General features: G+C 63.8%; 27 protein-coding genes. 21 read left to right on the top strand and 6 right to left on the bottom strand.

Features of this window, described 5'->3' with window-relative positions; all coding sequences use genetic code 11:
- Positions 1-37: 37 nt before the first annotated feature.
- The 10 genes from IW252_RS13115 (at position 38) to IW252_RS13070 (ending at position 5,699) form a co-directional block, all read left to right on the top strand.
- Positions 38-1,231 carry a hypothetical protein gene (locus tag IW252_RS13115; RefSeq protein WP_196836964.1) on the top strand — a complete coding sequence of 398 codons (1,194 nt, stop codon included), beginning with the start codon at positions 38-40 and terminating at the stop codon, positions 1,229-1,231.
- Between the two features lie 3 nt (positions 1,232-1,234).
- Positions 1,235-1,582: a DUF2190 family protein gene (locus tag IW252_RS13110; protein WP_196836963.1), complete on the top strand. Its 348-nt coding sequence runs from the start codon at positions 1,235-1,237 to the stop codon at positions 1,580-1,582.
- A gap of 14 nt (positions 1,583-1,596) precedes the next feature.
- Positions 1,597-2,679: a phage major capsid protein gene (locus tag IW252_RS13105; protein WP_196836962.1), complete on the top strand. Its 1,083-nt coding sequence runs from the start codon at positions 1,597-1,599 to the stop codon at positions 2,677-2,679.
- A 45-nt stretch (positions 2,680-2,724) separates the two neighbouring features.
- The gene (locus IW252_RS13100; protein ID WP_196836961.1) at positions 2,725-3,078 is read left to right on the top strand and encodes a hypothetical protein; all 354 of its coding nucleotides are present in this window, start codon (positions 2,725-2,727) and stop codon (positions 3,076-3,078) included.
- The gene (locus IW252_RS13095) at positions 3,075-3,491 is read left to right on the top strand and encodes a DUF6093 family protein (RefSeq protein ID WP_196836960.1); all 417 of its coding nucleotides are present in this window, start codon (positions 3,075-3,077) and stop codon (positions 3,489-3,491) included. The genes IW252_RS13100 and IW252_RS13095 overlap by 4 nt, the downstream gene beginning before the upstream one ends.
- A gap of 2 nt (positions 3,492-3,493) precedes the next feature.
- Positions 3,494-3,856, top strand: a complete 363-nt coding sequence (locus IW252_RS13090; protein WP_196836959.1) for an HK97-gp10 family putative phage morphogenesis protein — start codon at positions 3,494-3,496, stop codon at positions 3,854-3,856.
- Positions 3,849-4,262: a hypothetical protein gene (locus IW252_RS13085; protein WP_196836958.1), complete on the top strand. Its 414-nt coding sequence runs from the start codon at positions 3,849-3,851 to the stop codon at positions 4,260-4,262. Before IW252_RS13090 ends, IW252_RS13085 begins: the two co-directional genes overlap by 8 nt.
- A gap of 12 nt (positions 4,263-4,274) precedes the next feature.
- On the top strand, positions 4,275-4,490 hold the full coding sequence (locus tag IW252_RS13080; protein ID WP_196836957.1) for a hypothetical protein: 216 nt from the start codon (positions 4,275-4,277) through the stop codon (positions 4,488-4,490).
- Positions 4,487-4,996 carry a phage tail tube protein gene (locus tag IW252_RS13075; protein WP_196836956.1) on the top strand — a complete coding sequence of 170 codons (510 nt, stop codon included), beginning with the start codon at positions 4,487-4,489 and terminating at the stop codon, positions 4,994-4,996. Before IW252_RS13080 ends, IW252_RS13075 begins: the two co-directional genes overlap by 4 nt.
- Positions 4,997-5,099: 103 nt before the next feature.
- Positions 5,100-5,699 carry a hypothetical protein gene (locus tag IW252_RS13070; protein WP_196836955.1) on the top strand — a complete coding sequence of 200 codons (600 nt, stop codon included), beginning with the start codon at positions 5,100-5,102 and terminating at the stop codon, positions 5,697-5,699.
- Between the two features lie 311 nt (positions 5,700-6,010).
- On the opposite strand, the gene IW252_RS13065 is transcribed toward IW252_RS13070, so the two are convergent.
- Positions 6,011-6,241 carry a hypothetical protein gene (locus tag IW252_RS13065; RefSeq protein ID WP_196836954.1) on the bottom strand — a complete coding sequence of 77 codons (231 nt, stop codon included), beginning with the start codon at positions 6,239-6,241 and terminating at the stop codon, positions 6,011-6,013.
- Positions 6,242-6,310: 69 nt separating this feature from the next.
- Positions 6,311-6,517, bottom strand: coding sequence for a hypothetical protein (locus IW252_RS13060; protein ID WP_196836953.1), 207 nt, complete (start codon positions 6,515-6,517; stop codon positions 6,311-6,313).
- A 44-nt stretch (positions 6,518-6,561) separates the two neighbouring features.
- On the opposite strand from IW252_RS13060, the gene IW252_RS13055 reads away from it, so the two are divergent.
- The 9 genes from IW252_RS13055 (at position 6,562) to IW252_RS13015 (ending at position 17,486) form a co-directional block, all read left to right on the top strand.
- On the top strand, positions 6,562-9,669 hold the full coding sequence (locus IW252_RS13055) for a phage tail tape measure protein (protein ID WP_196836952.1): 3,108 nt from the start codon (positions 6,562-6,564) through the stop codon (positions 9,667-9,669).
- Positions 9,669-10,442 (top strand): phage tail family protein, encoded by a 774-nt coding sequence (locus tag IW252_RS13050; RefSeq protein ID WP_196836951.1) that lies wholly within the window; start codon positions 9,669-9,671, stop codon positions 10,440-10,442. Before IW252_RS13055 ends, IW252_RS13050 begins: the two co-directional genes overlap by 1 nt.
- Before the next feature lie 16 nt (positions 10,443-10,458).
- Complete coding sequence (locus IW252_RS13045) at positions 10,459-11,553, top strand: hypothetical protein (RefSeq protein WP_196836950.1); 1,095 nt, start codon at positions 10,459-10,461, stop codon at positions 11,551-11,553.
- The gene (locus tag IW252_RS13040; RefSeq protein ID WP_196836949.1) at positions 11,550-14,879 is read left to right on the top strand and encodes a hypothetical protein; all 3,330 of its coding nucleotides are present in this window, start codon (positions 11,550-11,552) and stop codon (positions 14,877-14,879) included. Before IW252_RS13045 ends, IW252_RS13040 begins: the two co-directional genes overlap by 4 nt.
- Positions 14,880-14,957: 78 nt before the next feature.
- A complete protein-coding gene (locus IW252_RS13035) occupies positions 14,958-15,302 on the top strand; it encodes a hypothetical protein (protein ID WP_196836948.1) in 345 nt (114 codons plus the stop codon).
- Positions 15,303-15,312: 10 nt separating this feature from the next.
- Positions 15,313-15,597: a hypothetical protein gene (locus IW252_RS13030; protein WP_196836947.1), complete on the top strand. Its 285-nt coding sequence runs from the start codon at positions 15,313-15,315 to the stop codon at positions 15,595-15,597.
- On the top strand, positions 15,594-16,307 hold the full coding sequence (locus IW252_RS13025) for a collagen-like protein (RefSeq protein WP_196836946.1): 714 nt from the start codon (positions 15,594-15,596) through the stop codon (positions 16,305-16,307). Before IW252_RS13030 ends, IW252_RS13025 begins: the two co-directional genes overlap by 4 nt.
- 112 nt (positions 16,308-16,419) lie before the next feature.
- The gene (locus tag IW252_RS13020) at positions 16,420-17,184 is read left to right on the top strand and encodes a peptidoglycan recognition protein family protein (RefSeq protein ID WP_196836945.1); all 765 of its coding nucleotides are present in this window, start codon (positions 16,420-16,422) and stop codon (positions 17,182-17,184) included.
- A gap of 2 nt (positions 17,185-17,186) precedes the next feature.
- Positions 17,187-17,486: a hypothetical protein gene (locus IW252_RS13015; protein WP_196836944.1), complete on the top strand. Its 300-nt coding sequence runs from the start codon at positions 17,187-17,189 to the stop codon at positions 17,484-17,486.
- A gap of 315 nt (positions 17,487-17,801) precedes the next feature.
- Here the strand turns inward: IW252_RS13015 and IW252_RS13010 are convergent, their stop codons facing one another.
- Positions 17,802-18,704: a DUF3800 domain-containing protein gene (locus tag IW252_RS13010; protein WP_196836943.1), complete on the bottom strand. Its 903-nt coding sequence runs from the start codon at positions 18,702-18,704 to the stop codon at positions 17,802-17,804.
- A gap of 194 nt (positions 18,705-18,898) precedes the next feature.
- Here IW252_RS13010 and IW252_RS13005 point away from each other — a divergent pair, with 194 nt between their 5' ends.
- A complete protein-coding gene (locus tag IW252_RS13005; protein ID WP_196836942.1) occupies positions 18,899-19,243 on the top strand; it encodes a hypothetical protein in 345 nt (114 codons plus the stop codon).
- Between the two features lie 15 nt (positions 19,244-19,258).
- Here the strand turns inward: IW252_RS13005 and IW252_RS13000 are convergent, their stop codons facing one another.
- Both IW252_RS13000 and IW252_RS12995 read right to left on the bottom strand, forming a co-directional pair.
- Complete coding sequence (locus IW252_RS13000; protein WP_196836941.1) at positions 19,259-19,435, bottom strand: hypothetical protein; 177 nt, start codon at positions 19,433-19,435, stop codon at positions 19,259-19,261.
- 15 nt (positions 19,436-19,450) lie between these two features.
- The gene (locus tag IW252_RS12995; RefSeq protein ID WP_196836940.1) at positions 19,451-19,657 is read right to left on the bottom strand and encodes a helix-turn-helix transcriptional regulator; all 207 of its coding nucleotides are present in this window, start codon (positions 19,655-19,657) and stop codon (positions 19,451-19,453) included.
- Between the two features lie 90 nt (positions 19,658-19,747).
- Here IW252_RS12995 and IW252_RS12990 point away from each other — a divergent pair, with 90 nt between their 5' ends.
- On the top strand, positions 19,748-20,050 hold the full coding sequence (locus IW252_RS12990; RefSeq protein ID WP_196836939.1) for a hypothetical protein: 303 nt from the start codon (positions 19,748-19,750) through the stop codon (positions 20,048-20,050).
- Here the strand turns inward: IW252_RS12990 and IW252_RS12985 are convergent.
- Positions 20,047-20,364, bottom strand: coding sequence for a hypothetical protein (locus tag IW252_RS12985; RefSeq protein ID WP_196836938.1), 318 nt, complete (start codon positions 20,362-20,364; stop codon positions 20,047-20,049). The two genes, IW252_RS12990 and IW252_RS12985, sit on opposite strands and share 4 nt — an antisense overlap.
- Between the last annotated feature and the right edge of the window lie 145 nt (positions 20,365-20,509).

Here is a 20,509-nt window from a genome sequence, read left to right as displayed (position 1 = left end):
CGTCATTCCGGTCGTCTAACCCCATAGGAGCAAGAGTATGCCAGCACGCATCATTGAGGCCACGGCGGCGCCCACTCGAGTGGGGCCGGGCCGCGTCCTCGTCACCATCATCACCCCGGGCGAGGGGTCATCCGGCAACTACTCGGCAGAAACGCTTGCACAAGCCGCCAAGGACCGCGTCTTCCCGCGCGGCACGCAGATGCACATCAATCACGACTCCCCCACCACGAGCATGGACCACCCTGGCGGTGACCTTCGAAACCTCGTCGGCGTCCTTGACGAGGATGCTCGGGTTGGTGAGGGCGGAGCCCTAGTCGCTGAGGCGATCATCGGGTCAGCGTGGCGGGATTTCGTAGAAGAGTTCCACGAGTTCATCGGCGCATCGATCAGCTCGGCCGCCGAAATCGACTCGGAACGGACTGTGACCCAACTTTTAGCGTCCCCCTTCAACCGGGTCGACCTCGTGACCGTGGCCGGGCGTGGCGGCGAGATCACCGAAGTACTCGAGGCCGCACGGGTGATCGAGTCCCGGTCGATCCTCACTGAGGTCACCGCCCGCGACGTGCGCTCCTACCTGCAGGCAACCATCGTCGCGAAGCACCCCGACGCGTGGGCGTACGTCCTCGACCACGACGAAGAGTACGTCTACTACGAGGTTGAGCCGCGCACCGCCGAAATTGCGCGCTTCTACCGGCAGTCGTACACCCTCGACGGCGTGAACATCACCCTCACCGGTGAACCCGTCGAGGTCCGCCGCCAAGTTACTTACCTCCCCGTCACCGGGTCCGAGGCAACCGAAAACCTCCCTAGCAATCCGGCTGGGGACAACCCAAAGGAGGAAGCCACCGTGGCTACCACCCAGATTGAGGAATCGGAGCTGAACGAGCTCCGCGAGGCATCCAGCCGGGCGTCCGCGCTGGAGGCAGAGAACAAGACGCTCAAGGAAGAGAGCGCGAAGCACGCGGCGGAAGCCAACCGTGCCCGTGTAGCCAAGCTCGTCGAAGCAGAGTTCGACGGCATCACTGCTACCCGCACCGTGTCTGCTCTGGTCGCCGAGTCGATCACGAACGAGTACACGGACGAGCAGGTCACCGAGGCAGCCCGCGAGGCCGCAGCGGAGATCGCAGCCGCCCAAGGTGCCGGACAGGTCAACGACCAGCCCAACACCGCCACCGAGTCCAAGAACGTCAGCGACGACGACATCGTCGCAATTCTCGAAGGAGGCCGCTAAACCATGGCTCTCAACCAGCGCTACACGCACAACGACCACATCGCCCTCACCGCTCTCGCCAACACTGAGTCCGGATCCCCCGTAAAGATCGGCCAGTACGTCGGCGTCGCCCAGACCACCGCCGACACCGGAGACAAGGTCACCATCTGGCTCAACGGCTCCTACGAGCTCACCGTTTCCGGGGCCCTGGCTGAGGGCCAGATCGTCTACATCAACGGCTCGAACGGCCTGACCGCCACCGCGTCCGGAAACTTCCCGTTCGGCGTCGCAAACACGGCCAAGGGTACCGGCTCCGGCATTGCCGAAGTCGCCCCGTTCGGCATGATCACGGCTACGGCCGCACTCGCCTAAGGAGGCACCACAACATGACTATCCATGAGATGGCCCAAGAGGGTTTCCGTCGCGCCTCCACCCGTGAGGAGCGCATCGCCGAGGCCGCGAAGCTCTTTGCTGCCGGTAAGTCCGGCGCGGACCATGCCGCCCAGTACCGGCTCCTCGAAGCATTCACCACGAGCGACTTCCCCGAGCTGCTCGGCGCCGCGTTCTCTAAGCAGGCCGTCGCCGCACAGAAGGCCGCGGTCAAGGAGTTCGAGCCGATCCTCAGCGACGTGACCGTTGACGACTTCAACGAGCACAAGCTTGTTGACCTGTGGAACAACGACGCATTCGAGGAAGTCGCCGAGGGCGAGGAGTACAAGGGCGGCACGCTCTCCGAAACGTCCCTCACCCACAAGGCCCGCAAGAACGGACGCAACTTTGGTCTGACGTGGGAACTACGCCGCAACCGCAACTTCTCGGCGCTGGCAAACTTCCCGATCTGGCTCGGCAACGGTTCCGTGAAGGGCCAGAACATCAAGACCGCGAAGCTGCTCACCACGGAGGCCGGTGACGGCTGGTCCACGACCTACTTCGGCACCATCGACACCCCCGCCCTGACTTCTGAGTCGCTGCAGGCCGCGATCCGTACCATCGGCCAGCGGACAAACCACCGCGGCGAACTCGTCTCGACCACGGATCTTGTGCTCATTCACGGCCCGGGCCTGCGCTACCAGGTGAACTACCTGCTCAACGCGCAGGAGATCGAGGTCGAGCAGACCAACGGGAACAAGGTGACGAAGACTCGCACCCCGAACCCGTTCCGTGGCGCTTTCGTCCCGCTCGAGTCCAAGAGCGTCGCCGACCGCCTCGGAGCGAACGCTGGCACGGGCTGGGCGCTGGTTCAGGGTAACGGTTCGGACCTGCCGTCCGTGATCCGCACCCTGCTCTCCGGTGAGGAGAACGTGGACATCCGTCTCAAGGACGATGCCGGGCGCCGGGTCGGCGGTGGCGACATCTCCCCGGATCAGGGCTCGTTCAAGGACGACACGATCTGGTACCGCGGCCGCGACGTGTACGGCATCGACCCGGGCTTCACTGAGGGCGTGTACGCCTCCAACGGAACCGTCTGACGCGTACCCCACCATGGCCCCGCTGGGGTCGGATAGGAGGCCATCGTGGCTGCTAACTACTCGACCCCGGTGGGGCAGGTCCGCCTGCTGATCGCTGATCTGGACGACGCTAACCCGGTCCTGACGGACGACATGATCAACGGGTACTTGGACCTGAACGATGGGTCGACCCGGCTCGCGGCCGCTGACGCGTTGATGGCGATTGCCACTACTGAGGTGTTGCTAGCGAAGAAGATCCGCACCCAGGATCTCAGCACCGACGGGCCAGCAGTGGCCGAAGCGTTGCGGAAGCAGGCACAGCAGCTCCGCGAAGACGAGGCCGCCATCGTGGGCTCGTTCTTTGGTGTGGTCCAGCTCAACGATGCCGGCCGGCACGAAGCCGAGGAGTGGCGGCTATGACCCCGATTGCTGGTTACAAGGTCATCCCGGACGGGTGGTCGGAGCATCACCGGCCGGTGGCTGAGTCCACGATGACCGCTGACTGTGTGATTGTCCGGGCTGCTGGCCCTCCCCCGTATCCGCTCCCGGATGGGTGGACGGGAGAAACCCAAGTGTGGGCTGGCAAGTGTCGGCTGCAGGAGCTCAAGCGTGAGGCTGCCCCGGTCGCCGCTGAGCAGCCAGTGAATACGCGCCAGTACTTGGTCACGATTCCCTACACCCCCGGGCTGGACATCCACACGGGTGAGACAGGAGACACCGTGATCGTGGCGGGTCGCCGGTACACGGTCGCCCAGCAGATGTACGGCTCCGAGGTGTGGGAGTGGGATCTGATCTGCGTGGACAACCTCACCCAGAACCGGGAGGCGTCGTGAGCATGGATACCAGCGAGCTAGCACGGCTCACGGCTGACCTGCGCGGCGCACAGGCCCGCGTTGGGCCACGGGCACAACTCGTGGTGCGGAAGACCGCGAAGGACATTCAGCGGTCCGCGCGCACCAAGGCGCCAGTGGACACCGGCAGGCTCAAGGGCAGCATCACGACCAGTGACCTGCGCACCGTGGGTCAGGCGGGGACTCTGGCGGCCGAGGTTGGCCCGACCGTGGAGTACGGGATCTACGTCGAGTTGGGTACGTCCCGGATGGCCGCGCAACCATATCTCGGCCCCGCCGCCGACCAGCACACGCCAGCGTTCGAAGCCGCCATGGAAGCGCTCGGGGCGGAGGTCATGAATGGCTGACGCCACCGCCCTCGCTGCGACCGTAAAGGCCGCGCTTACCTCCGATGATTTCAAGTTCTACGACGGGTATGTGCCCGCTAAGGTCCCGGAGGCTGGCGGGTACATCCTCCCCTACGTCGTCCTCTGGGCTGGCGACGGGGAACCCGCAGACCAGCAGGCGGCATGCGGGTTACAGGGCACCAGTTCACTGCTCTGGGACTTCCAGACCACGTGTGTCGCCTCATCCCCGGAAGCCTGCCGTGCAGTCGCGAGGGACGTTCGCGCGGCTCTGACCAACCTGCCGGCGGGTACAGGACGGATCAAACCGAACCCGGATGGCTTCCAACAGAACGTGCCTGTCCTCGATCCGACCGCAACTCCCGCCCGTTTCATGCTGCCCGTCCCGTGGCGGATAACCACCAACTAAGGAGCACACACCATGTCTCACAACATCCCCGAAGGGTTCGTGGAAGCCGCCAACGCCAAGGGCGAAAAGCGGATTGTCCCAGCCCACTACATCGGCAACAAGGCCCTCGGTGACTGGAGGCTCACCGGACGGGGCAAGGCTCTCTCCGAGCCTGCCGAGGACACCACCGTGAAGGCCGAGGAACCGGCCAAGCGCACCACCCAGAATGCAAAGGAGGCGGCTAAGTGAAGGTCGCAGCAGACGGTAAGAAGAAGTTCACCATCCTCACCACCGCCCCGGCGGACCCGAAGAACCCGACCGTGACGGAGCTTGAGGCTGGTATCGACGCGTCGTGCCAGGTCCTCGACTCTGACGCGAACTGGACCAACGCAGCCAGTGACACGTTCAACGAGAAGGCTGCCTGTCAGAAGGGCAACTCGCAGGCTCTTGGCGCCTCGAATTACGATCTCGCGTTGACGTTCCTGCGCGAGTTCGACACTGCTGGTGGGCCGGACGCTGAGCTGGACGCTGGCTATCAGGCCGTCAAGGTCAAGGGCACCACCACGTGGGTCTACCTGCGCGAGTCCGACAAGGACTCCACCGAGGCGTGGGAAGCCACGGACGAGATCTATCTCGGTGGCGAGGTCGTCTCGGATGCGCCGGCCCGTGTGGATCAGACCGGCAACATCAAGCGGCGTGTCACGTTCCTGCCGCAGACGATGATCGAGGGCGTCGCCGTCGCCTCCGGCGTCTAAACCTCCCCCAGTACCCCGTGCGGGCGCGTTGGTCAGGCTCCGCGCCCGCACGGCACCACCCCACCCCTTGAGCCTGACACGCACAGATTTGGAGCCTGACATCATGACTGAGAATCAGAACCTCGACCCCGAAACTTTCGACCTCGACGACTGGCTCATCGACGCCGCTCTCCCCGAGGAATCCGTGGACGTCTACAAGCGCGCCGACGTGATCTCCGAGCTATCCGAGCTCAAGCGCCGCATCGAAGAGCTGCAGGACGCGGGCAACACTGGCGAGCAGACCGCCGGCGAGAAGTCGGAGCGCAGCAAACTCGAGGCCCGGTACACCGACCTCCTCAACACGTTCGGGAACTCCCGGCTCACGGTGTACGTGTCCGCGATCCCCGGCGAACACCGTAAGAGCCTCCTCGACGCGCACAACGCGCGAGTCGAATCTGGCGAGATCCCCAAGGAGCAGGATGGCCTCGAGTTCGGGTGGCTGATCCTGTCCGAGTCAATCGTGGGCGTGAAGAAGGGTGATGGTGACCGCCGACCGGTCCGCTGGACGGTTGCCCAAGTGAAGAAGCTCAAGGAAAAAGTAGGTGAGGTTCAACTGCTCGAACTCACCAAGGCGCAGCGCATCGCACAAAACGCGATCCCTGAGGTGGACGCGGATTTTTTGCTCACTGCCTCTGGCACCAACAGTCACGGTACCGAGGCCTAATCAACGTCCTCGAAACCGCAGAAGCCTTCAAGAGGCCCCCGAGCGAATGGCTTGGGGGCCTCGATGGTTTCTGGGGGTCGAAGGATCTACTACTGACGCTGGCGCACACCCGCTATAAGGCGGGGCTCTGTGCGTGCGGGAACCCGGTCATTCTGGCGCATCACGAGGACAACGACGGCTGGTACACGGGACAAACAACGCAGTGCCATGCGTGTGCTGCTAGTCAGCGTGCCGCTAAGCCATCGCCGGGGTCAGAGCCAGTGCCTGGCCAAAAGGTCTACACGACCTACGACAGGCCAGCATCAAAGCCGCTACCGACGCTCAAGAGCAGCGAATAGACGGCGGAAGAGCCCGATAACGCCCACGATCAATCCGCCTGCCGTGAGCAGCAGGACGAGGAGCATGAACCATCCTGCGCGGCCCATTCCGGACAGGACCGTGATCCATCCGATAATTCCGACGAGCATCGCCGTGAAGCCCCAGATCATCATTTTGCGCCCTGGGCGCACGGCCATTTCGTTCTGAGTTTCCCCGGTAGTCATGCCCGGATTCTTCCACAAGTTCACGGCGATGTGGATGCCACTTTGCCGCCATGACATGCATCGAGGTTGCTATCGCCGTTCGACCGCAGCTAACAAGCGCACCGCAAAGCCAATGCCAGCCAGAAGAAGCCCAACTATGAGTATCCACGGCACGGGAAACGCACCGTTTTGAACGGTGGCGTAAATCGCGATCAACAGCCCCACAAAGCCAAAAACGATGCCCGCACCAATGAGTGCGCTGCCTGGCCTTTTCTTCTGAGTTTCCCCGGTAGTCATGCCCGGATTCTTCCACAAGTTCACAGCATATTGGAGGCCTGACCTTGGCTGAGCGTCGCGTAAAAGTCATCCTCGAAGCGCAGGTGGACCGGTACAAGTCCGCAATGTCGGCGGCAGCCAAGTCCACCGAGGAACTCGAGAAAGCGGCTAAGAACTCCGGCGACACCACCGCCAAGCGAGTCCAGGCCCTTCGCGACCTCGAGACCCCACTGCTGGCCATCGGCACCGCGTCAGTCGCAGGGCTGGGCCTGTCTACCAAAGCAGCCATGGACTGGGAGTCCGCCTGGGCTGGCGTCATGAAAACTGTGGATGGCACGCCCGGGCAGATGGCGGAAATCGAAGATGGGTTGCGCGAACTCGCCAGAACGCTGCCATCCACGCACACAGAGATTGCCGCCGTCGCTGAGGCTGCCGGCCAGCTCGGAGTGGCCCGCGAGAATGTTGTCGGGTTCACCGAAACGATGATCAACCTTGGCGAGTCGACCAACCTCACCGCCGAGGAGGCGGCCACGTCCATCGCGCAGATCAGCAACGTGATGGGCACGATGGAGCGTGAGGGCTCAAAGGGTGTTGAGCGGTTCGGTGCCACGCTTGTTGAGCTTGGCAACAACGGTGCATCCACTGAGGCAGACATTCTCAATATGGCTCAGAGGATTGCCGGTGCTGGCGCGACAATTGGGGCCACCGAGTCCGACGTCCTGGCTCTCTCAAACACGCTGGCGTCGATGGGTGTCCGCGCCGAGCTAGGTGGCGGTGTCGCGACTCGCGTCCTGCTGAAAATGCGCACGGCCGTGGACGAGGGTGGCGAATCCCTTTCGACGTTCGCCCAGACGGCAGGACTCTCTGCGGACGAGTTCGCAGAGAAGTTCCGCACCTCCCCGATGGAGGCTCTGCAGCTCGTCGCGGGCGGTATCAACAACGTCAACGAGGCCGGCGGGAATGTCACGGCGACGCTCAAGGACATGGGCATCCGCGGGACCGAAGAAACGCAGGTCATGCTGGCCCTCGCTAACTCGGGCGACCTGCTTACCCGCTCCCTCGAAATGGGCGCGGACGCGTGGGAAAAGAACACTGCTCTCGTGGAGGAAGCGCAGAAGCGTTACGAGACCACAGAGTCCCGGATCCGCATCGCGTGGAACAACATCAAAGACGCAGCGATTACCGCAGGCGGAGCCATCCTCCCGGTCGTTGCAGAGCTGGCCGATGGCGCGGCGGATCTAGTCCGCTGGTTTAGTGAGCTGCCCGAGCCTGTCCAAATCGGTGTCACCGCGCTTGGTGGAATCGCCGGCGTGAGCGCTGGCGCACTGGGGCTCTTTTTGAATCTTGCCCCGAAGGTAAAGAACGCCAAGGACGCACTGGACACGTTTGCGCCAGCTGCGTCACGATCTGGCCGCGCGCTTCGCCGCATTGCTGCTGCGGGAGGGGCGGTCACCGTAATCGGAGGCGTGGCGACGGGCTTGGCCAAATTAGCTGAGTCCCAGTACACCAAAGACATCCCCGAGGGCACAGGGCACATCGCTGACGCGTTGGCGCGCATCGCTACGGAGGGCGCAAATGCCGAAGGGGCGTTGGAAGCAGCTTTCCAAGGCTACGAAGGTATCGGGCATGCCGAAGAGTCGGTGTCGGGGTTCGATGCATCAGTGCGGGCTCTCTTTGGCGACGGCACCATCGACAAGATGGAGCGATGGGCGCAGGGTGGCATTACAGCCATCACCGGGGTGAAAGGCAGCGTTGCTCTAGCTGAAGAAGCGTTCAAGGCAGTTGACGCTGAGCTGGCAACGATGGTCAGCTCGGGGAATATCGATGCAGCCAAATCGGCCATGGAGACTCTGGCCGGACGCCTGGAAGAGTCGGGTGTAAGCGCCGAAGACGCTTCCAAGCTCTTTCCTCAATACGCGGACGCATTGAGGCACATCGAGGCCGACTCGGCCACTGCGGCTGAGGGGTCCGAGGATCTCGAGGGCGCTATCGGTGAGGTCGGTGATGCTGCGGGTGATGCCGCCGATGAGCTCGACGCCTACTTTGAGGGACTAACCAAGACCGGCGCGATTGTTCTGACAGAGCGTGCGGCTCACCGTGAGCTCGCGGACTCGATCCGCTCAGCTACGGAGTCCATCAAGGAGAATGGCGCCACTCTCGACATCAATACCGAAAAGGGCTCAGCTAACCAGGCCGCGCTGGATGGTATTGCGTCGGCGACTGACAGTGTGCGGACCGCGATGTACGAAGCGGGAGCGACATCGGGCGAGATGGCCGCAGAGGTACAGAAGGGTCGCGACGCTTTCATCAATGCCGCTATCGCGGCAGGCATGGAAGAGGACGCCGCCGGCGCTTTGGCTGATCAGATGGGCCTCATTCCCGCGGACGTGTTCACGGAGTACGAGTCAAACGCTGATGGTGAGATCTCGAAAATCAGTGACCTGCATACGTGGATTCAATCGACGCCTGACAAGAAGATCACCATCACCGACAACTCGCCGGTGACCGTCAAGGCCTTACGGGATCTTGGCTACATCGTGACCGAGCTGCCCGATGGCCGAATTCAGGTATCGGAGACCGGAACGGATGAGACCGGCGCAAAGATTGACGCGACCGCGGGCAAGAAGCGGACCGCGAAGATCGACGCGCAGGCGATCACATCTGCGGCTGAGGCTGCGCTAAACGCAGTAGCTCGAGACCGCACCTCGAGGGTCACCCAGACTATCCACACCAACTACACCAGCACTGGGACTCGTTCCGCCGAACGCTTGAACTACGGCCAAGCTCGGCACTCCACGGGAGGCCGCACTCTTCGCCGATACTCAGACGGCGGAAGGCTCCCCGAGACCGGGCTGGGTACTGACCAGATCCTCGGGATTGGCCACGACGGGCACCCCACAGCCTGGGTGGACGACCGCGAATGGGTGATCAACCGGGCCTCGTCGGACAAGTACAACCGCGAGCTAGCAATGATCAACAACGGGACTTTCCCGAAGCTACCCGGATTCGCAGACGGTGGTCGACTGATGGATTCGACCACTGCTGCCCCAGTGATGGCCGGTCGTTCGGTGACTTTCCAGCAGGGCGCAATCGTGATTCAGGGTGTACGGGACGAGAACGTCAACCGTGTCCTAGAGACGACACTCGAGAAAAAGCTGGAAGGCCTGCGCTGATGGATATAACTCTGGGCACCACTCAGTTCCCGGTGACGCTCTCTGATGGGACGCGGGTCGTGGTGCGGGATGCTGACGGCTGGTTCAAGTCTCCCGCGCCACGGTCGGACTCGACAGTCCGTGTCGGTGGCGACGGCGATTTCCCGGCGCTGGTCACGTACGGACCGCGCTACGTGACCCTGATCGGGAGCGTGTACGCGGTAACCCATGCGGGGCTGCACGAGGCGAACATGCTCCTGTCTGGGCTGCTGCATTCGGGGCCGGCAGAGCTGACGGTGGCGGGTCATGGGCCGACTCAGTCCGCGATGGCGGACCGTGATGGCGGCCTCGATTGGGAGGACCACACCGATACGTACGCGAAGTGGGAGCTGAGCCTCAAGGCCCCTGACCCGCGCAAGTATGGGGTGCTGCGCACTACAGCGTGGACGACGGCGTCGCGGACTAGCCCGGTGTCGGTCCAGGTCTCGCATGAGGGGAATTATCCGGCGGCACCGGTGATCGAGGTCAAGGGCAGCATGACGTCCGGCTTCACCGCATGGGGCACGGGCGCCGACTCGTTCCGGTCTCTTGAGACGGTGAATGCTGGTGAGCTTTTCGAGGTGGACTTCGGGTCGGGCCTGCTCCGGAAGGACGGGGCCGTGGTCTTCGGGCAGACCGGGTACACGAATCTGGCGAAGGTCATGCCGGGTGTCTCGCGTGCTGCGAATGTGATCCCGGCGACTGACGGCGGGGTGGGCCAGTACCGGGTGCTGGTCCGCGACACCTACATCTGAATTTTAGGAGGCCGCCGTGGCATGGAGTTTTGAGGCTGTGGTCACGCACACGGGGCAGCGTCTGGGTCGCTTGCCGGGTACCGGGTTCACTGGTGCCCGGTCGTTGAATGGTGGTGAGGGCGGCCAGGTGACGATCCCGCTCACGGACGATGACTGGCAGCTCACGAAGGCCGAGTGGGACTACCTGCTCAAGCCGACGGTCCGCACGGTCGTGGCGTGCTGGAACAACGTGCCCGTGTTCTCCGGCATCATCTGGACACGGAAGTACAAGTGGGGATCCGGTGTGCTGCAGCTGACCCTGCGGGACGTGTGGAGCGTGTTTGAGGGTCGGACCCTGATCGGCCCGAACTCCACGTACCCGTCCCACTCCTACTACCGGTTCGGGCCCGCCGGATTGCCGACGCTGGCTGACCGGATTGTCCGGTTGACCCAGAACAACGGCGAGGCGTTGGATAACTTGCCGATGGAGTACCCGGCATCTGTGTCGGGCACGCGCGAAGCCCGGTTCTACGGGTACAACGCGATGACTGTCGCGGAAGGCCTCGAGCAGATCATCACCCTCGACGGTGGACCCGACTGCGACTTCACACCCGCCTGGGCGGGGAACGCGTTCACGTGGGTCATGGGGTCCGCCCGCGACCTCAACGCCTCGAAACAGGTCGATATCAACCTCGACGGCGGGGCCGCGGGCGTGGATTTCGAGCTGACCGAGGACGCCACCGACATCGTCACCCGCGCTCACGTCTTTGGTGAGGGTGAAGGCCGCGCCACCCTGTCAGCCTCCGCCGCGGCCGGCGGGTCGCAGGAGTACCTGACGGTTGAGCGGATCTACACAGGCAAGCGGACGAACCAGCTCTGGCACCTACAGGGGTGGGGCGCCCGCACGGTCCGCGAGAACTCGCGCCCGGTGGAGACCGCAGACATGTCCATCCGTATCGACGGCACACCCGGCCTAGCCGATCTCGTGCCCGGCATGACAATCCGTGTCGTGGCCCCGGAGGACCCGTGGCTAGCCGGCCGGGAGCTGATGATGCGCCTGGCCGGCTACAGCTTTTCGCAAGCGTCGAGCTCGGTGCAGCTCGACGTGAGACTACTTGAGGAGGCCGAGTGAGCAACCGCCCTTATCTGCGCCGCAAGCGTGACCCGCTCGTAGAAATCCTCTCCGATCAGGCCAAGCTCCGCCGCGACATCTCCCACGCCTCGAACCTGCAGCACGGGTCCGTGTCGATGGACGACCCGGAAAACCCGGGCACAGAGATCCACGTGACCGTCCCAGAGCTCGTGGAGAAAGACGCCGCCCAGGGCGCAGTCCTCGACGACCACGCCAACGAGCTGGCAGCGCAGGCCGGGCAGTTGGGCGACCAGTCGGACCGGATCACCGAAGTCGACAACCGGCTCACACAGGCGGACGAACAGATCAACACCGAGCTAACGCAAGCCCAGTCCGACATCACTGAAGCGTTCGGACTCGCCAACACCGCGAACTCGACCGCCAACGCGGCAGCCACGGCGGCTTCGGACGCGCAGACGGCAGCAGACGCCGCGCAGTCCTACGCCGAGGGTCAGGTGACCGCTCTCATTGAGCGCGGCCGCAACCTCGCCGTGAACCCCGGATTCGAGCAGGGCGACCCGAGCGACCCCGCGTTAGCGCCGGGCTGGGCTCTAACCAACGGGAGCTACCGTCAAGCGGCCACCTTCATCGACGGCAGCTTTTTGGCGGTCATGCCCGGAGAAGCCGCAGCGGGCGCGAATCCGCACGCGTGGAACACCTTTCAGACGCTTGAACCTGGCCACACGTACCGGGTCCGCGTCGCAGCACGCCGCACCATCGCGGGAGATAACGACGCCACAGCAGCAGTCAACTTCATCTCCGCGCAAGGCAGCCAAGGCTCGACGAACGGAAGCGTCCACGACGGCTGGGCAGGAAACACTTTTACCGCGGACACGGTTCGGCCTCTTTCCGCGGACATTACCGTCGGCCCGGACGTAACGTGGGGCCGCTTCGGCGTTCGCGTAATCGCGGGAGCAGGGCGCTTTCAGATCGACCGCTTCGAGGTCTACGACATTACCGAGGCGAAGGAGGCCCTCGACGCGGCAGCAGCAGCCCAGCAGGCCGCACAGGACGCGCAGACGGCAGCAGGCAGCGCACAGGACACGGCTGACCTCGCGCTGTCCAGCGCCAACGGTAAGAACAAGATTCACCGTGACACGAGCGCGCCGAGCGGCAGCGGCAGCACCCCCGGGGACATTTGGTGGCAATTCGACAGCACTAGCTGGACGAAGATTGTCGGGCAGTGGACGTGGGACGGGTCGAGCTGGGTGAAGGGGACGCTCGAGCACCAGATGATTTCGAGCGTAGACCTCGGGTCCCTGACGGTCGTCGGCCAGTCCACGCTTGCCGACGTCGTAGCCGAGGAGATCGCCGCCCGCACGGGCCGCTTCATGAAGCTCTACGCCGAGCAGCTTCTGGTGGCAGCGGGGCCGAACCAGATCATTGACCCCACCTTCTCGGACCAGACCACGCGAGACCGCCTCGGCGACGGCCACAACGGGCGCTCGGGCGTAGCGCACGTGCAAGGCTCTTGGGGCACGAATAATGCAGGGCAGAACAGGTTCGGCTCCGCGAACCAGGACACCACCAGCCTCAAGCGGTTCTGGTACTCACTCGATGACGGGCCGGACGGCGAAGGGCTGCGAACCCGCAGGTTCATGGCACCGACTAACCCGGGCGAGCCGTGGCGCACCGCAGTCCGCGTGAACACGGGCAACGGCACTGCGAAGATCAACCTCGCCTGCCGCTACGCCGACGGCAGCGAAGGCATGCTCCACAGCAGCAACAGCGACGCCCGCTCGGTCGACGCGACCGGAGAAGACGCCCCCGCGTGGCGAGGCGGCGGCTCGAACATCTGGCTCTACTACGAACACGTCATCCCCGACTCGGACACCAACCCGGTGACGCACGTCGCCCCCGTGATCGAGTTCTCCGGCGACGCCAACGAAGCAGTAGTCCATGCTGGCGGGTCGATGGTCCGCATGACTGACGGGGCTATCGTGACGCCCGGCGCGGTGAAGGCCCGAGCGGTAGACGCACTCAGCATTTGGGCTGACGCCGCGTGGTTGACCGCGCTCGAGGGGTCGTCGGCCCGTTTCTATAAGCAGGATGGGACACGCGAGACCATCGTCAACGGTGATGGGATCGCGATCATTGACCAGCTCGCTGACGGCTCCTACGAGTCGCTGATCGCTTTGCTAGGAAGCGGCACGCAGCGCCTCGGGATCCGCAATACCCAGAATGACGGCGGCGACGTGGTGATCGATGACGCCGGCGGCATAGCGGCGGCCTCCGTCGCAGCAGGCGAGGTGACAGTCAACGGCGAGGACATCTACGAACTGATCGACTCCCGTGCCCGCGGAATCATCGCCCGGCTAGACAGGACGAACAACACCGGGGCGAACCCATCGACCTCGTCGAACCACAACCAGTCAGTAATGCGGTTGGAATACACGGCCCGGCCCGGGTACGTCTACGAAATCCAAGCAAACGGGCTCCGGGCGACCAGTGCAGGAACGAACTCCCGGGCAAGGTTCCGGCTCGCTGCCACCACAACCGGCACCCTCGCTGACACCTCGGCACCCATTAGAGCCGAAGCCATCACCGGGGCCCGCCCAAGCGCGTCGAGCCAACTGCCTTCCACGGACCTGCGGTGGGTGTTCCGCAACGACAGTGAGCGCACCGTCTCAGTCATCGTGTACTACTCGGCGTTCGGTGGCGCGGACAACGTGTTGATCAATCCGACCAACGCGGCCCCGTTCACTCTCACGGTGGCTGAACACCCACTCACTGGCGTCTCCGGGCGCGCCGACTTCGTAGGCACCACCTCCGCGGGCTCTTCCGAGCCGCCACCGACATCGGCTGACCGCCAAGTCACCCAGACCTGGGCGGCCACTGGATTCCGGTCATGGCAAGGCAACGATAGTCAGTACACAGCCGGCGGGAACTACCTCTATCAGGGGTACACCTCCTACGACCCGGGCGGCGGGACCAAGAAGAGCCATGCGATCTTCGGTGCCGGTGACAAGGGCGAGACCATCGCAACCGCAATGGCAGACGCCTCGTCCATCGTGAAGCTAGAGGTCTACCTCTACTTCGACCACTGGTACTCCGGCGCCGGTGGTACGGCACGGCTGTACCGGCACGGGTCCACCTCGCTGTCTAGCTTCCCGGCGTCGTCCCTGCTGAAGGAAGTCTCGTGGAAACGCGGCGAGGGCAAGTGGGTCACCATCACCAACAGCTCTGACATCAGCGCCATGCTGTCGGGGAACTTCAGAGGCCTCGCCCTGTACACCGGGTCCACGTCGTCCACCTATTACGGGTACGCACGCGGCACTGGGTCATTGCGGCCCAAAATCCGGGTCACCTACATGACCGACGCCTAACCAGGCACCACCACCCGAAGGGGCGGCAGACTCGCAAGGCTGCCGCCCCTTCGCCATACCCGCCACAAGGAGGACCCAGTGGACACCAAGCTCTTAAAAATCCGGGCAGCACTCGACGACACCCTGCTGCAGCAGCGAGTCGCCGGCGCTCAACTGGCCTACATCACGACCAACAGCCCTACCGAAGGCAGCGCCGCAGAGCAGCTTGCCAACGCCGTGCGCGACAACCCGTCCCAGACGATCACCAACTTCGTCACGGAAATGGTCCTGAACCCCTCCATCCAAACAGCCATCGTCTGGGACGAAGCCACTAGCGCCATTGACTCCACCGCCGTCACCGACTCCGACATCGAATACGTCGTCGCGGACCGGTGGACCGCCGTCGCAGAACGCCTCTACGGCACACCAGCCACCAGCATCTAGGAGTCAGCGTGTGGAGCAAGCAGCAGAGACCGCTATATCCACGCTGCTCGGACAACTTGGCTTCGCGGGCCTCGGGCTTGGTGCCATTGCGGCTCTCGGCTTCTGGTGGCTCAAAGCCTCGCGCGACCTACGCGACGAGAAAGAAGGGGTCATCGTGCGTCTAGGCAGCGACAAGGACCGGCTCAAAGCCAAGCTCGCGGAAGTCGAAGCCGAGCGCGACAAGTACCGGGAAGCGTATTTGGCTCTCAAATATCCGGGATCACACGCTGATCCTTTTGAGGGGGTGGGCGAGTGACTCGCGAAGACAAGCTTCGGCATAAGCGAAACACCCTCGGTGTGGCCCTCGTCGCCGCAATCGTCCTGTTGCTGGGGGCTTCCTTTGCCCTCGGGTTGCTCGCGCAGAAGCGGGCGACCGTGGCCGAGTCGAACGCGCAGAGTCTCGCCCAGCAGGTGCAGGTCGCGTGCGCGGATGGCAGCAGCCTGCTCGTGGATGACCGCGACCTGTGTAAGCGGGCCAGCGAGGTGCAGCAGAATCCGACCGAACCGGTGGCGGGTCCGCCCGGGCCGCAAGGCCCGCAAGGGATACCTGGCCCGCAGGGTGAGGCCGGGATCAATGGCGTGCGTGGCCCTCCCGGTGAGGACGGGCAAGACGGCGCCGACGGTGAAGACGGTGCCACTGGCCCGGCCGGTGCCGATGGGAGTCCTGGCCCCGCGGGAGCGGATGGTGAAGACGGGGCCGACGGGGCGACAGGCCCACAAGGCCCTGCCGGGCCAACCGGTGCCCCGGGACCCGCGGGACCATCCGGCCCGCCGGGCGCACCCGGCACTGATGGCGCCGACGGGGCACCCGGCCCTGCCGGAATCGGCATCGAGTCCGTCCAATGCGTCGGCACCGGCAACGAGTCCTACTGGGCAGTCACCTACACAGACGGGACCGAGCAGACGAGCGACGGCCCCTGCCGCCTCGCCACCAACCCGAACCAAGGACAAGGGCAGCAACCATGAGCACAGAACCTGATGATCTCGACTGGGACCGATTGCGGGACGGGCATATGTCCGATTACGCAACCGACGATGAACCGCTGACCGTGGGCAGCGGGGACGAGGAGGGCGACTGATGCCACGCGTCACCACTCTCTTTCGCGTCCTGAAATCGTGGGGACTCACGGTCGAATACGTTCCCGGCTGGTCTACCCGCGGCAGTACGTCCTTCGACCCCGTGGGCGTCGTCGGGCACTGGACGGCAGGCCCACGCGGCACCGACAAGCGCCCCTCACTGCGCATCGTCACCGAGGGCCGGCCAAGCCTCCCCGGACCGCTCTGCAACGTCTACTTGGACCGACGCGGCGTATGCGTCATCGTCGCAGCAGGCCGCGCCAACCACGCCGGCAAGGGGGCCTGGCGCGGATACTCCGGCAACTCAAGATTCCTCGGCATCGAGGCAGAAGCCGCCGACAATGCGGACTGGACCGACGCCCAGCGCGAGGCGTACCCGATCCTCTGCGCCGCACTGTTGGATGCCATCGGCTCCACGGACGCCGGCATGGTCTGCGGGCACTCCGAGTACGCCGGCCCTCGCAAGATCGATATCAACGGATACACACCCAACCAACTCCGCGCGCAGACGCAGTCTGTCATCGACGGGCTACGACCCGTAGGAAACCTAGACCCAGAGGAGGACCTGACCGTGTCCCAGTACACCGAGCTCAAGCAGGGCATCGACTCACTACAGAATTCGATCCAGTCCCAGCAGGTCGATTTCGTATCGACTGCTGGCCGGGCCGGACAGACCAATTTCATTGGCGCGCTAGAGCAGATTCTCACTCTGCAGCGTCAGATCCTTACGCGGATCGAGAAGCTTGAACTTGAAAAGGAGTCCTGATCATGGAGACAACCCAGCAGCAGCACCCGTGGCGTGCAGTAGTACGCACCATCTTCGCCGCCGTCGTCGCACTCGCAGCCCTCGCGCCAGCCATCTTCACGGCCATCACGATGCAGTCCCCGGAGGTCGCTACCGGCGCCGCCGCGGGCGTCCTCGCCGTAGCCGGTGCGATAACCCGCGTCCTCGCACTCCCCGGCGTCGAGACCTTCCTGCGCCGCTACCTGCCGTTCCTCGCCGCCGGCAAGGAGACTAACGTGCTGCCGCCGACCGATGATGAGTACGCGTCGAGCGACCGACACTAATTCCCCAGCGCGGTGGCTGGGTCACGACTGCGGCACCGCCGGACCCACGGAGTACCGGTCACCCCGGGGGTCTGGCCCACGTAGAAGCGCCCCCACCATTTTCGTCAAGGAACGAAAATGGTGGGGGCGCTCTTGTGCGTTATGCAGTTACATTTGAGTAGTGATAGTTAGGTTTAATACTTGCGTATCGACTGTACTGGTGTGATAATTGAACCACTAAGGCCCGTAGAAGGGGCATAGATGGGTTGCCGGACGCGGAAACGTGTCACTCGTCTTCAACGACGAGCAACGCCCCACATGCCTCTCCTAGGGGCCTTAGCGCATTGAAGAGAACTCGTGCCACCAATCCGTATGGTGTACGGCTTGCCAGCCCTGCTCAGGAAAGACCTTGACACCAAAGCCGGATCGACGCCCCTTTTCATCGCATGCGACACGATCCGAATACCGGCACATGAAGGTAGAGTCCCCATCCCTGAGGGCGGCGCTGAGGAAGCCTGAGTAGATGTCAGCGAGTTCCAGTCCTTCATATGTGCCCATCGGTCGCCACGCTGCCGGCCACTTGAGGTGATCGAAGTATTGCGCGTTCCTATCGTGCTGGATGTCATCTGACGCCAAGAGCCGCGACTCGTTGGCACAGTGGTTCAGATAGGCTTTCGTCTCCTCGGGGTCAACTCCCTTGATCGTCGCGAAAGTGACTCGCGCGCTACGGGCGCCTCCATCCCAATGAAGAGCGGCCCTACCGATTCGTTCCAGCAGGTACTTCGTCGCGGTGTAGTAAACGCCGCGTGTGTCATTGCGCATATGGGCGGACGCAGCGATGGAGGGCTTGTGGATGATCACGTGGATGACGCGTACACGCCTGAATCCCGTCGCTAGGTCGCGAACGACGACGCGTCGGTCATACTTCTTACGCTTGCAATGCTGGACCCAATGAATATGTCCAACCGGCTTGCCACCGTTCCCCAGGTAGTCACGTAGACCCCGAATGATGGTCTTTACATGGTTCATGTGTTCAGCCGGAACCATAACGGCAGTCATGGCGAACCAGTCCGACTGGCGGTTCTTCTTGAAGTTTCGGTCGCCCGTCTCGTCAACGAAGACTTCAACGCGGTCTAGCTTCCCCATCTCTGGGTTCGGCAGGAAAGACGGGACGTCCGATAGATCGATCCTGTTTGCCTTGAACCAGTCATCGAGAACCGAATCATCGGCATTCCCCAAAATCCCCAACTCCTAAGAAACGTTCATGCGGAGCTTTAACCATATGGCAATCCCTTAGGACCGCGCATGAACACAGACAAGAGAACGCCCCACCTCAACACGAGGTGGGGCGCATTTCTTCGTTAAGCGCTCATGCGCCGCGGCGCCCGGGGCCACCCATCGGCTTCCCAGCCAGCCCTAGGTATGCTCGGGTCATGGATTTTGGGATCCTCAATCAGCGGCCGGCGGCCCCATTTGAACGCGCCAGGGCGCTCCGGCAGACCGTGCAGGTTCGGTGCGTGATGTGCTCGGCGACGATCCTTGACGAAGACTGCGTGCCGAAAGAGCCGGTGTGCTCCGAGGATTGCTGGCGCGAACTCGGCGCCGAACTCCGAGCCGTCCATGTGCCCGATCAGGTCAGCAGGGACGAACGAATCGCCGTGCTGGCCTTAGCTGGCGTCCCGGTGCGCCACCTCGGCGCCTACTACGGCGTCACGCCGTCAAGGATCCGCCAGATAATTGATGCGGTTCGCCGCAGCACGCCCGGTGGGCCAGCTTAGCCGCTTCCGGGTAGGTCACCAGTTGCGGCCTGCGAGCACGTACGCGGCGACGGTCGCAGCGACGGCGGCTGTTAAGACCCACCATAGTGCGATGGTCAGGGCGGCGCCTGGATCTGCGAAGAACACGGCATAGGCCGCGAGAAGCACAAGCACTGGCAGGCCGGCGAAGATGCTCTTCTGCTTCTCGTTCATTCCTATGCCGTGTCCTCACGTTCGCTTGCGTCCGCGCCCGGGGCGTGCGCCCTGCCATGTGTCCACGGTTTCGGGCAGCCACCCTTTGGTAGGGCGGTCACCGTCGCCGATGAGTGCGTCCGGCTCTGGGAGTCGTCCCTCGTCAGCGTACTTCTTCGCGGTGTGCGGCGATACCCCGATGCGTTGGGCGAGCCCGTTGAGGCTCAGGTAGCGGATGGTCATGTTCGCCTCCTTTCTAACCTCAAGTAGACCTGCACAGATTGCATGCCGCAAGCTATGCGGGCATCCACATGGCACCCTAGAATCGAACCCATGTTCGAACCTGACGACGCCGGTATCCGGTCCTGGCCACCCGAGGCCCAGCCATTCGTCCGCGCACTAACACCTGACGGCATCCGGTACGGGCGCGCCGCCCGATGGAAAGGCCCGGACGTCCTCGTGGACTTCCCCGGCACGAAAGCTGACCCCTACGACAACCACAGCTCTTGGGTGGACCGTGACCTGCTCGAGCGAGTCCCCGGCATGCTTCCCGAATGCGCGACGCTCCGCAGCGGGTACGACTCACAAGACGTGCTGTGGGAACCCGACCGGTGTGACTGGCCGAGGCGCGGTTAGCTCTCCCAGCCGAGGTCCATGCACGCGGCCGCCATCATGTCCGCGCCCATCACCCACGCACTCTCGGAACCATCCACGGTCCGCTCCATCACATCCACCGCGTCCGTGATCCGCGCATCCGGGGCCGGCTTGCCCTCGAGCTCTACCCCGATCTGCTCCACGGTCGTCGCCCGGTCCATCTGCTCGGGGCTCTCGGCGTCCTCGAGGTAGTAAGCAAATGTGTCACACGCGTCCATGGTTGCGTCTTCACTGGTGGGTGATGCGCATCCCGTCAGCAGGATCAATGCGGCCGCTGGTGCGAGTAGTTTCTTCATGTTTCCCTCCATGGTTGTGACCCTATCCGAAAGCCCGGTTCGCGGCGCTTGCTCCGCGGGAGTGCACCCCAGAGCATGGCGGTTTTGTGGCGGTCGAACCGCCACAGACCCCCATACTCGACCACAAACGGCAGCACTCGCCTAA

The organism is Zhihengliuella flava (genome assembly GCF_015751895.1).
GTDB lineage: Bacteria > Actinomycetota > Actinomycetes > Actinomycetales > Micrococcaceae > Zhihengliuella > Zhihengliuella flava.
This window is presented reverse-complemented; position numbering and strand designations above follow the sequence as displayed.

Coding starts and splice junctions, on each gene's coding strand:
- IW252_RS13115 (WP_196836964.1), top strand. CDS start 38: ATGCCAGCACGCATCATTGAGGCCACGGCGGCGCCCACTCGAGTGGGG.
- IW252_RS13110 (WP_196836963.1), top strand. CDS start 1,235: ATGGCTCTCAACCAGCGCTACACGCACAACGACCACATCGCCCTCACC.
- IW252_RS13105 (WP_196836962.1), top strand. CDS start 1,597: ATGACTATCCATGAGATGGCCCAAGAGGGTTTCCGTCGCGCCTCCACC.
- IW252_RS13095 (WP_196836960.1), top strand. CDS start 3,075: ATGACCCCGATTGCTGGTTACAAGGTCATCCCGGACGGGTGGTCGGAG.
- IW252_RS13090 (WP_196836959.1), top strand. CDS start 3,494: ATGGATACCAGCGAGCTAGCACGGCTCACGGCTGACCTGCGCGGCGCA.
- IW252_RS13085 (WP_196836958.1), top strand. CDS start 3,849: ATGGCTGACGCCACCGCCCTCGCTGCGACCGTAAAGGCCGCGCTTACC.
- IW252_RS13080 (WP_196836957.1), top strand. CDS start 4,275: ATGTCTCACAACATCCCCGAAGGGTTCGTGGAAGCCGCCAACGCCAAG.
- IW252_RS13070 (WP_196836955.1), top strand. CDS start 5,100: ATGACTGAGAATCAGAACCTCGACCCCGAAACTTTCGACCTCGACGAC.
- IW252_RS13065 (WP_196836954.1), bottom strand. CDS start 6,241: ATGACTACCGGGGAAACTCAGAACGAAATGGCCGTGCGCCCAGGGCGC.
- IW252_RS13060 (WP_196836953.1), bottom strand. CDS start 6,517: ATGACTACCGGGGAAACTCAGAAGAAAAGGCCAGGCAGCGCACTCATT.
- IW252_RS13050 (WP_196836951.1), top strand. CDS start 9,669: ATGGATATAACTCTGGGCACCACTCAGTTCCCGGTGACGCTCTCTGAT.
- IW252_RS13020 (WP_196836945.1), top strand. CDS start 16,420: ATGCCACGCGTCACCACTCTCTTTCGCGTCCTGAAATCGTGGGGACTC.
- IW252_RS13015 (WP_196836944.1), top strand. CDS start 17,187: ATGGAGACAACCCAGCAGCAGCACCCGTGGCGTGCAGTAGTACGCACC.
- IW252_RS13005 (WP_196836942.1), top strand. CDS start 18,899: ATGGATTTTGGGATCCTCAATCAGCGGCCGGCGGCCCCATTTGAACGC.
- IW252_RS13000 (WP_196836941.1), bottom strand. CDS start 19,435: ATGAACGAGAAGCAGAAGAGCATCTTCGCCGGCCTGCCAGTGCTTGTG.
- IW252_RS12995 (WP_196836940.1), bottom strand. CDS start 19,657: ATGACCATCCGCTACCTGAGCCTCAACGGGCTCGCCCAACGCATCGGG.
- IW252_RS12990 (WP_196836939.1), top strand. CDS start 19,748: ATGTTCGAACCTGACGACGCCGGTATCCGGTCCTGGCCACCCGAGGCC.
- IW252_RS12985 (WP_196836938.1), bottom strand. CDS start 20,364: ATGAAGAAACTACTCGCACCAGCGGCCGCATTGATCCTGCTGACGGGA.